Annotated in this window: 8 protein-coding genes, 1 tRNA gene and 1 pseudogene; 9 read left to right on the forward strand and 1 reads right to left on the reverse strand. The window is 68.4% G+C overall.

The features are described 5' to 3' along the window. A tRNA-Ser gene (locus Q0982_RS07140) sits at positions 1–90 on the reverse strand. A gap of 250 nt (positions 91–340) precedes the next feature. Here Q0982_RS07140 and Q0982_RS07145 point away from each other — a divergent pair. The 9 genes and pseudogenes from Q0982_RS07145 to Q0982_RS07185 all read left to right on the forward strand — a co-directional run. Further along, positions 341–1,381 carry a hypothetical protein gene (locus Q0982_RS07145; protein WP_299393544.1) on the forward strand — a complete coding sequence of 347 codons (1,041 nt, stop codon included), beginning with the start codon at positions 341–343 and terminating at the stop codon, positions 1,379–1,381. Further along, positions 1,378–2,973 carry an alpha/beta fold hydrolase gene (locus Q0982_RS07150; protein ID WP_299393546.1) on the forward strand — a complete coding sequence of 532 codons (1,596 nt, stop codon included), beginning with the start codon at positions 1,378–1,380 and terminating at the stop codon, positions 2,971–2,973. The genes Q0982_RS07145 and Q0982_RS07150 overlap by 4 nt, the downstream gene beginning before the upstream one ends. Before the next feature lie 184 nt (positions 2,974–3,157). Continuing rightward, positions 3,158–3,460: pseudogene (gene rplU, locus Q0982_RS23800) on the forward strand (50S ribosomal protein L21); the annotation flags it as partial. A 204-nt stretch (positions 3,461–3,664) separates the two neighbouring features. Beyond that, positions 3,665–3,946, forward strand: coding sequence for a 50S ribosomal protein L27 (gene rpmA, locus Q0982_RS07160; protein WP_299393550.1), 282 nt, complete (start codon positions 3,665–3,667; stop codon positions 3,944–3,946). 136 nt (positions 3,947–4,082) lie between these two features. Then, the gene (locus Q0982_RS07165; RefSeq protein WP_299393552.1) at positions 4,083–4,661 is read left to right on the forward strand and encodes a GNAT family N-acetyltransferase; all 579 of its coding nucleotides are present in this window, start codon (positions 4,083–4,085) and stop codon (positions 4,659–4,661) included. Beyond that, entirely contained in the window at positions 4,658–5,689 is a 1,032-nt protein-coding gene (gene obgE, locus Q0982_RS07170; protein WP_299393553.1) for a GTPase ObgE, read from the forward strand. The genes Q0982_RS07165 and obgE overlap by 4 nt, the downstream gene beginning before the upstream one ends. Beyond that, on the forward strand, positions 5,686–6,840 hold the full coding sequence (gene proB, locus Q0982_RS07175) for a glutamate 5-kinase (RefSeq protein ID WP_299393555.1): 1,155 nt from the start codon (positions 5,686–5,688) through the stop codon (positions 6,838–6,840). The genes obgE and proB overlap by 4 nt, the downstream gene beginning before the upstream one ends. 224 nt (positions 6,841–7,064) lie before the next feature. Then, positions 7,065–8,303 (forward strand): glutamate-5-semialdehyde dehydrogenase, encoded by a 1,239-nt coding sequence (locus Q0982_RS07180; protein ID WP_299393559.1) that lies wholly within the window; start codon positions 7,065–7,067, stop codon positions 8,301–8,303. Positions 8,304–8,866: 563 nt separating this feature from the next. Further along, positions 8,867–10,218: ABC transporter substrate-binding protein (locus Q0982_RS07185; RefSeq protein WP_299393557.1), on the forward strand; the 1,352-nt coding region annotated here is incomplete at its 3' end.

Genomic DNA, 10,218 nt, shown 5'->3' on the forward strand with positions numbered 1-10,218 from the left:
TGGCGGAGGGAGAGGGATTCGAACCCTCGGTACGCTTGCGCGCACAACGGTTTTCGAGACCGCCCCGTTCAACCACTCCGGCACCCCTCCGCAAAGGACGACGGCGGCACGGACGCCACAGTAGCCCCGGCCGCCGCGAACGGCGGGCCTTTACTAGCCCAAGCGCCGCGCCGCTTGCAAGCACGGGCTTCGCCGGCCCCCAGAGCCTTCCGATCACCCGGGCTTTCGCCTGGGTTGAACATCCGGCCCGGATTTTCCCAGCATGGCGTTCCCCGGCGTTGCTATAGTCGACCTGATCCCGAACGATCCGCCAGAGGCACTGCAGCGAGGCACCGCAGCCATGACCCCACCCCCGAGGCCCGACCCGGCTGACAGCACCACCCTGCCGCGCATCCCACTGCGCCGAGTCAGCGGGATGGCCGGCCTGATCGAGGCCGAGCGCGGCCGTCTCAACGCGCTGATCGCCGCAGCGGAGCGCAGTTACCCCCGCGCCGTGATCGCGCTGGGCGACCGGCTGTCGCGGCGCTGGCTGGAGCGCAGCGGCAACCCCTACCTGGAAGAGGTGGAGACCGTCGACCGGGCGCTCGGGCGGCCCGGCGCCTACTTCCTCAATCTCTCCTACGAGTGGGCCTGCACCTGCAGCGTTGGCCCCACCGCCGATGGCCGGACCAGCCGGCTGACCCGCGTGCTCGACTGGCCCTTCGACGGTCTCGGCGCCCAGGTCCTGGCGGTGCGCCAAAGCGGCCCGGCCGGGGAGTGGATCAACCTCACCTGGCCCGGCTTCACCGGGTCGATCCAGGGCATGGGGCCCGGGCGCTTTGCGGCGGCCTTCAACCAGGCCCCCATGCGCCGGCGCAGCCCTTCACGGGTCATCGACTGGGGACTCGACCGCATCGGCCTCTGGGGCCGCCGCGCCCTGCCACCCGGCCACCTGCTGCGCCAGGTCTTTGAGCGCGCGCGCAGCTTCGCCGACGCCAAGGAGCAGCTCATCCAAAGCCCGCTGGCGATGCCGGCGATCTTCTCCCTCGTCGGGCCAGGCCCCGCTGATCAGGCGGTGATCGAGCGCATCGAACACCACGCCGTCGTTCATGAGGGCCCGCAGGTGGCCGCCAACCACTGGCTCGGCCCGCTGCCCAGGGCCCGCCCGCGCGGCGTCGATTCCGAAGGACGCGGTCGGCTGATGCGGGCCGAGGCGGCACAGGCCGGTCCTGACCTGGCCTGGCTGAAGCCGCCGGTGCTGAACGAGACCACCCGCCTGGCGCTCTATGCCGAGCCCGCCAGCGGGCGCCTTGTGGCCCAGGGGTTCGAGGCCGCCAAAGACGGGTCCGCCGCCCCCGCCACGGCGACGACGGAGTTGCTGGCCGCCAAGGCGGAGCCGTGACCCGAGGCAGGGCCGTTCTGGCCCTTGCGCTGCTCGGCGTCCTGGCCTTCGCCGGATACCGTGGCTGGCAGGCCTGGGAACTGACCCAGCCCGGGTTCCACGCGCGGGCCTGCTGGTTTGCCACCGGAATCACCGGGGAGGCCCGCTGCGGCTTCATGGTGGTGAAGGAGAACCGCAGCGACCCGCAGAGCCGCATGATCCGCCTGCCGGTGGTGGTTTTCGAAGCGCAAAGCCACGTCCCCCAAAAGGAGCCGATCCTCTATCTGACCGGCGGCCCGGGCGCCGCCGCCTACCTGGCAGAGCAACACCAGATCGAAGGTTGGTGGCAGGAACGCCGCCTCTTTCCCCAGGGCCATGATCTGATCGTCATGGGCCAGCGCGGCACCGGGCTCGAGGAGCCGGACTTCAGCTGCGACGCGTTCGGGACGCTGGAGGTTGGCCTGCTGGCCTACAAGACGGGCACACCGCCCCCGGACGTGCACGCGCTCACCATAGAGGCGGTGACGGACTGCGCGGCGCAGCTGACCGGGAAGGGCGTCGATCTGACGGCCTACAACAGCCGGGAAAGCGCCGCCGATGTTGCCGAGCTGCGCCAGGCGCTCGGGATCGAGGAGTGGACGCTCTACGGCATCTCCTACGGAACCCGGCTGGCGCTCAGCGCGCTGCGCTATCACCCCGAGGGCGTGCGCGCCGTGGTGCTGGACTCGGTCTTCCCGCCTGAAAGCGCCCAGACCGTCGACCTCGCCAAGCACTTCGACGCGGCATTGCAGCGCGTATTCGACGACTGCGCGGCGGCGGCGGCCTGCCGCGAGCGCCACGGTGACCTGCGCGCGGCCTACGCGGCGGCCGGGGCCTGGCTGGAGGCCAATCCGCCGAGCTACACCCTGCGGGAGATCTTCGGCCCCGTCGAAGCGGCGTTCAAGGTGGGGACGCGACGCTACCGCTATCGGCCCGATGACGACGCGGACTGGATCGATCAGGCGATCCTCTTCGACAAGCCGACACTGGACGAATTGCTCTTCGATGCCCTCTACAGCTCCGACGCGCGCCTCGGCATTCCGCGGCTGCTGCAGCAGACCGCACAGAAAGGCACCACCATCCTGCGCGAACGGTTTCGCGACTACCTGCTCTACACCATCTCCTACAGCGTGCACGCGGCCGTCTACCTCTCCCACGTCTGCCACGACGAGGCGCCATTCGAATCGCCCGAGCAGATCGCCGCCGCCGTGGCCGCGGCCGGATCTCAGGGCCACCTGATCGACCGTGCCTGGACCAGCTATCTCTGCGACCACTGGCCGGCTGGAGCGGCCGATCCCATCGAAAACACTGCGGTCGCCAGCGGGGTGCCGGCCCTGCTGCTGGCCGGCGAACGCGACCCGATCACGCCGCCGTCACTGGCACAGGCGGCCGCGGCCCATCTCTCCAATGGCCGGGCCTATGCCCTGGCGGGCGTCAGCCATGGGGTGCTTTACGAAAGCGACTGTGCCCAAGTGCTGCTGGCCCGGTTTCTGGAGACCCTGAGACCGCCGTCGCGAAGCCATTGTTCCGCAAACGCTTTCGTCCACCTGCCGAGGCGTCCGGCCGGACCCTGAAGGATGCGGAAAAGACACCGGAAAACCGCCGAAAAGGGCGTTGACAGCCCGGGCGGCGGAGCTATAGTGCGCGACCGTTAACCGCGGCCCTCTGGACCGCGGCGTTTTATGTTGACGGCCCCGGAAAACCGCGGAATTTCGCGCCTGCCGGGACGGTCCAGCCGAAGATGGGCGAGCCAGCGCAATGTTTGCAGTGATCAAGACCGGCGGCAAGCAGTACAAAGTCGCCAAGGACGACGTGATCGTCATTGAAAAGCTCGAGGGCGAGGCCGGTGCGGCCGTGTCCTTCGACTCCGTGCTGATGGTCGGCGAGGGCGCCGAGACCAAGGCCGGCGCGCCCTTCGTGGAAGGTGCCAGCGTGGCCGCCGAGGTCGTCGAGCAGACCCGCGGGGACAAGGTGCTGATCTTCAAGAAGAAGCGCCGCAAGAACCATCGCCGCCTGAACGGCCATCGCCAGGACCTGACGGTGGTGCGCATCACCGACATTCTGACCGACGGCAAGAAGGCAGCGGCCAAGGCCAAGAAAGCCGCGCCTAAGGCCGACGAGGATGCGGGCGCAGAAGCAAAGGCTGCGCCGGCCAAAAAGGCGACGGCCAAAAAGGCGACCGCCAAGAAGGCCGCGACGAAGAAGACCGCCACAAAGAAGACGGCCGCCAAGAAGACGGCTGCGAAGAAGAAGGAAGACTAAGCCATGGCGCATAAGAAAGCGGGCGGCAGTTCACGCAACGGCCGCGATTCAGCCGGGCGCCGGCTGGGCGTGAAGAAGTTCGGCGGCGAGGCAGTGCTGGCCGGCAACATCCTGGTGCGCCAGCGCGGCACCAAGTTCCATCCGGGCCGCAACGTCGGCATCGGCAAGGATCACACCCTCTTTGCCAAGGTCTCCGGTGCCGTCTCTTTCCAGACCAAGTCCGGCGGCCGGACCTATGTCTCCGTCGACGCGGCCGAGCAGCCGTCGCCGAGCGCCGCTGAATAACGCCGGTGGGTGTCCACCGGGGCGCCCATCTTGAGGATCTGATGACGAGGGAGATGGGCCGCCATCTCCCTTTTTCTTTGCCCCCTCCCTCGCGCGATTTGCTCGAGACGGGGGCCCGACCATCGGAACGAAACCCATGACCTGGTCCATCGAGCGGAGAGAGATTGAGGCGCAGCGCCTACTGCTGCGTCCCTTTCGCGCTGCCGAAGCCGAGACTGTCCAGCGCTATGCCGGCCTCTGGGACGTCGCGCGCATGACCACCCGCATTCCGCACCCCTATCCGCCGGGCGCGGCCGCCGAGTGGATCTGCACCCACGCGGCCATGGAGACGGAAAACGGCGAGTCGGTCTTTGCCATCGTCCTGGACGACGAGGTGATCGGCGCGACCGGGCTGCACCGGGCGGACCCCAAGCGCGACGGCCCCGACACCGCCGAGATCGGCTACTGGCTGGCGCCGGCGTTCTGGGGCCGGGGCCTGGCGACGGAAACCGCACAAGCCCTGCTGGCGCATGGCTTCACCCACCCCAAGCTGAACGCAGTGACCTCCGGACACTTCGCCGACAACCCGGCCTCCGGCCGGGTGCTTGAGAAATGCGGATTCCAGCCGACCTCCGATACGGAAGAGTGGAGCATCGCGCGCCGGGACTATGTCACCTGCCGGCGCTTCATCCTGGAGCGCGCGGCCTGGCAGGCGGGCCTGGAGCTGGCGTCATGAAGTTTCTCGACGAGGCCAAGGTCTTCCTGAAGAGCGGTGACGGCGGCAACGGCTGCATGTCGTTCCGCCGCGAGAAGTACGTGGAGTTCGGTGGGCCCGACGGCGGCGACGGCGGGCGCGGCGGCGACGTCGTCTTCGAGGCCGTGGGCGGCCTCAACACCCTGATCGACTTCCGCTACCGCCAGCACTTCAAGGCCAAGCGCGGCGAAAACGGCAAGGGCCGCAACATGACCGGGGCCGCCGGCAAGCCCCTGGTGGTCAAGGTCCCCGTCGGAACCCAGGTTCTGGACGACGACAAGCAGACGGTGCTGGCCGACCTCACCGAGGAAGGGCAGAGCCTCACCTTTCTGGAGGGCGGCGACGGCGGCTTCGGCAACGCGCGCTTCAAATCCTCCACCAACCAGGCGCCGCGCCGCGCCGATCCAGGCTGGCCGGGGCAGGAGTGCTGGGTCTGGCTGCGCCTGAAGCTCATCGCGGACGCCGGCCTCGTCGGCCTGCCCAACGCCGGCAAGTCGACCTTCCTCTCCGTCGTGTCCCGGGCCAAGCCGAAGATCGCCGACTATCCCTTTACCACCCTGCATCCGGGCCTCGGCGTTGTCACGCTGGGCGAGGCGGACTTCGTGCTGGCCGACATTCCTGGACTGATCGAAGGCGCCCACGAAGGCTCCGGCCTGGGCGACCGCTTCCTCGGCCACATCGAGCGCTGCGGGGTGCTGCTACACCTGGTGGACGGCACGCAGGAGGACGCCGTCGCCGCCTACCGCACCGTGCGCCATGAGCTGGAAGCCTACGGCGGCGGTCTGGCCGAGAAGACCGAAGTGGTCGGCCTCAACAAGATCGACGCCCTGGCACCGGAAGACCGGGACGCCAGGAAGGCCGAACTGGAAGCGGCCTCGGGGAGAGAGGTGCTGCTGCTCTCCGGCGCCAGCGGCGAAGGGGTGGATGCCGCCCTCGCCCGCCTGCTGCAGCATATCCAGGCGGCGCGCGCCGAGCGCGGCGAAGACCAGGCGGCGGCCTATCAGCCATGAGCGCCGCACAATCGGAAAAGCAGACCAAGACGAGCCGCGGGCAGGACCTCCGCCATTCCAGGCGTCTCGTCGTCAAGATCGGCTCGGCCCTGCTGGTCGATCATGGCCGCGGGGCCATCCACCGCCAATGGCTGGATGCGCTGACCGACGACGTCGCCGCCCTGATGGCGGCGGGCACCGAAGTGGTGCTGGTTTCCTCCGGCGCCATCGCGCTCGGCCGCCGCCACCTGGGGCTGACGCAGTCAGGCCTGAAACTGGAGGAGAAACAGGCTGCCGCAGCGACCGGGCAGATCCGCCTCGCCCATGCCTATCAGGAATCCCTGGCCCGCCATGACATTTCGGTGGCGCAGATTCTGCTCACCCTGGACGACACCGAGGAACGGCGGCGCCACCTCAATGCCCGTTCCACCCTGAACACGCTCCTGAAGATGCGCACCCTGCCGGTGATAAACGAGAACGACACCGTCGCCACCAGCGAGATCCGCGTCGGCGACAACGACCGCCTGGCGGCCCGGGTCGCCGCCATGCTGGGCGCCGACACCCTGGTGCTGCTGTCGGACATCGACGGGCTCTACAGCGCCGACCCGCGCCGGAACCCGGATGCGGATTTCATTCCCGAGGTGGCCGCCGTCACGCCGGAGATCGAGGCCATGGCCGGCGTTGCTCCCAGCGACTACTCCAACGGCGGCATGGTGACCAAGCTCTCCGCCGCCAAGGTGGCGACCGGGGCCGGCTGCCGCATGGTGATCACCGACGGCCAGCGCCTGCACCCCCTGGCCGCCGTGATGGAGGGGGCCCGCTGCACCTGGTTCCTGGCTTCAGTGGAGCCGCGCACCGCCCGCAAGCGCTGGATTGCCGGCAGCCTGAAGCCCAGCGGCAGGCTGCGGCTGGACGCCGGCGCCCTCAGCGCGCTGCGCAGCGGCAAATCCCTGCTGCCGGCCGGCGTGACCGCCGTGGAGGGCACGTTCCAGCGCGGCGATGCGGTGCTGGTCTGCGATCCCGAGGGGCGGGAGGTGGCCCGTGGCCTGGCGGCCTATTCCGCCGCCGACGCGCGCCGCATCATCGGCCACAAGAGCCGTGAAATCGAAGCCATTCTCGGCTACCGTGGCCGCGAAGAGCTGATCCACCGGGACGACCTGGTGGTGTCGTAGTGCGATCTCGACTTGCGTCGAGGCGGTTCCAGCCCGCTCCGCCGCCCGGCCACCCACTTAGGATACTGGCGCTGGGTGGCCGGGCGGGGGAGCGGGCCGGTGCCGGGAACAACCAAAAACGCGTAAAGCCGTGAGCCAGAGAGCCTGTTAGGGAGAACGAGATGATGTCCGCCGAAGCAGCGCCCCTGCACGCGGGAGAGCAGGACCAAGACCTGCAGGCGCAAATGACAGCCCTGGGCCAGGCGGCGCGCGCCGCCGCTGCGAAGCTGGCGCTGGCCGATCCGGAAACCAAGAACCGCGCCCTGCGGGCCGCCGCTGCGGCCATCCGCGCCCGCGCCGCGGAGATCGCCGCGGCAAACGCCGAGGACATGGCCGGCGGCCGCGAGAAGGGCCTGACCGCCGCCCTGCTGGACCGCCTGGAACTGACGCCGCCGCGTATCGAGGCCATGGCCAAGGGCCTGGAGGACATCGCCGAGCTGCCCGACCCCGTGGGCCGGGTGCTGGCCGAATGGGAGCGGCCCAATGGCCTGAAGATCGCCCGCGTTTCGGTGCCCCTGGGCGTGATCGGCATCATCTACGAAAGCCGGCCCAACGTGACCGCCGACGCCGGCGCCTTGTGCCTGAAGTCGGGCAACGCCGCGATCCTGCGCGGCGGTTCCGAAAGCTTTCGGTCTGCCGGTGCGATCCTGGCGGCGCTGCAGCAGGGCCTTGAGGAGGCCGGCCTGCCGGCCACCGCCATCCAGCGCCTGCCCACCACCGACCGCGCCGCCGTCGGCATGCTGCTGACCATGAGCGACACCGTCGACGTCATCGTGCCTCGCGGCGGGCGCGGCCTGATCGAGCGGGTGCAGCGGGAAAGCCGGGTGCCGGTCTTCTCCCACCTTGACGGCATGGTGCACACCTACGTCCACGCCGCGGCGGACCCGACCATGGCCCGCGACCTGGTGGTCAACGCCAAGATGCGCCGGGTCGGCATCTGCGGGGCGACGGAAACGCTGCTGGTGGACCGGGCCGCGGCGGAGAGCCAGTTGGCGCCGCTGCTGGGCGCCCTGCAGGAGGCGGGCTGCGCCATCCGCGGCGACGAGGCCGCCCAGGCGGCCCTGCCCGGCGTCGTCCCGGCGACCGCCGAGGACTGGGACACCGAATACCTGGCCCCGGTCATCGCCGTGAAGGTGGTAAGCGGCCTGGAGGAGGCCATCGATCACATCAACAGCCATGGCTCGCACCACACCGAGGCGATCATCACCGAGGACGAGGCTGCCGCCGCCCGGTTCATGAACGCAGTCGACGCCGGCATCGTCATGCACAACACCTCGACCCAGTTCGCCGACGGCGGCGAGTTCGGCATGGGGGCCGAGATCGGCATCTCGACCGGCAAAATGCATGCCCGCGGGCCGGTCGGCGCGGAGCAGCTGACGAGCTACAAGTACAAGGTCATCGGCAGCGGCCAGACCCGGCCCTGAGAGCAAGACCTGAGGGCGGCCCGAGAGCCGGTCCCTGGCCTCAGACCGGCTGCCTGCAAACAAGAAAACCAGGCTTTCTGCGGGCCAGGCCGATCTTCTTGTTCGTTGACATACAATCAACGCCCTCTGTAGCTTGCACATTCAGAGAGAGCGCGATATAGCCGCTCCATGCACCGCGAGGTGCGCAGAGAAGCCGCAAAGGCAGCCGCAGAGAGAACCGGGGAGAACCAGGGAGAACAGGGACCTTGGCAGCGTGAGGATGGTGGGGCCGATTTGAGCAAGGGGTGATCTGGCAGCGGTAGGGAAGGCGCCCTGCGCCGGGCCGGGAGAGCCCAATCAGGTTTGGTTAACGCGGAGCCGGGTCTGCCCGGCGACCTCGATAGCCCCTTTGCAGCCTGATTCCCCGCGAGAACCGGGCCATCCCTTCGCGAGGCGGGCCGCCCCGGGCGCAACGACCGACCTCTTTGAATTGACCCCAAAGTGTCCAAGCGGCCCTGGACCTTCCGTCCGGTTGCTGACAGCATGACGTCAAAGTAGAAGCTCAAGTAACAGGGAGATAAAGAATGAAGTCGAAAACAGCCTTGCTGGCCGCCGTACTGCTGGCCAGCACGAGCAGCTTTGCCACCGCCGAGACCCTTCGCTGGGCCCGCGCCGGTGACAGCCTGACCCTTGATCCCCATGCGCAGAACGAGGGCCCGACCACGGCGCTGGCGCACCAGATCATGGAATCGCTGGTGATCCGCGACATGACCGGCAAGATCGTGCCGGCACTGGCCACCGAGTGGGCGCCCAGCGAGGATGACCCCAACGTCTGGTTCTTCAAGCTGCGGGAAGGCGTGACCTTCCACGACGGTGCGGAGTTCGACAGCGAAGATGCGGTCTTCTCCTTCAATCGCGCCATGAGCCCGGACAGCGACTTCAAGGAGCTGCTGGCTTCGGTGAAGGAAGTGCGCGCCAACGGCAAGTACGGCTTCGAGATCGTCACCGACGGCCCGAACCCGATCATGCCGTCGAACCTGACCAACCTCTTCATCATCGACAAGGACTGGGCCGAGGCGAACAACGCCGTGAAGGTGCAGGACTTCGAGGGTGGCGAAGACACCTTTGCCGCGCGCAACGCCAACGGCACCGGCCCCTACAAGCTGGTCAGCCGCGAGCCCGACGCCAAGACGGTTCTCACCATCAACGAGAACTACTGGGGCAAGGACGAGTTCCCGATGGCGGTGACGGAGATCGTCTACACCCCCATCCAGAATGCCGCGACCCGCGTCGCCGCCCTGCTCTCCGGCGAGGTCGACTTCATTCAGGACGTGCCGGTTCAGGATCTCGGCCGCGTCAGCTCGACCGACGGCCTGAAGGTCATCACCGCACCGCAGAACCGCGTCATCTTCTTCGGCATGAATCAGGGCGATGCGGACCTCAAGGCTGACGACGTGGAGGGCAAGAACCCCTTCGCCGACAAGCGCGTGCGCCAGGCCATGAACATGGCCATCAACCGCGATGCCATCAAGCAGGTGGTGATGCGCGGCCAGTCGATCCCGGCCGGCGTCGCCATGCCGCCCTTCGTCAACGGCTGGACCGAAGCCCTCGACCAGGTTCCGGCCAACGACATCGCCAAGGCCAAGGCGCTGATGGCCGATGCCGGCTACGCCGACGGCTTCTCCATCCAGCTCGACTGCCCGAACGACCGCTATATCAACGATGAAGCGATCTGCCAGGCGGCCGTGGGCATGCTGGCCCAGATCGGCGTCAACGTGCGCCTCGATGCCAAGCCCAAGGCGCAGCACTTCCCGCTGATCAACAATCTGGAAACCGACTTCTACATGCTCGGCTGGGGCGTTCCGACCTATGACTCCGAGTACATCTTCAACTTCCTGGCCCACACCAAGGGCGAGAAGTACGGGTCCTGGAACGG

Origin of the sequence: Pelagibius sp. (assembly GCF_028281305.1) — a bacterium.
Taxonomy (GTDB): Bacteria; Pseudomonadota; Alphaproteobacteria; order Kiloniellales; family Kiloniellaceae; genus Pelagibius.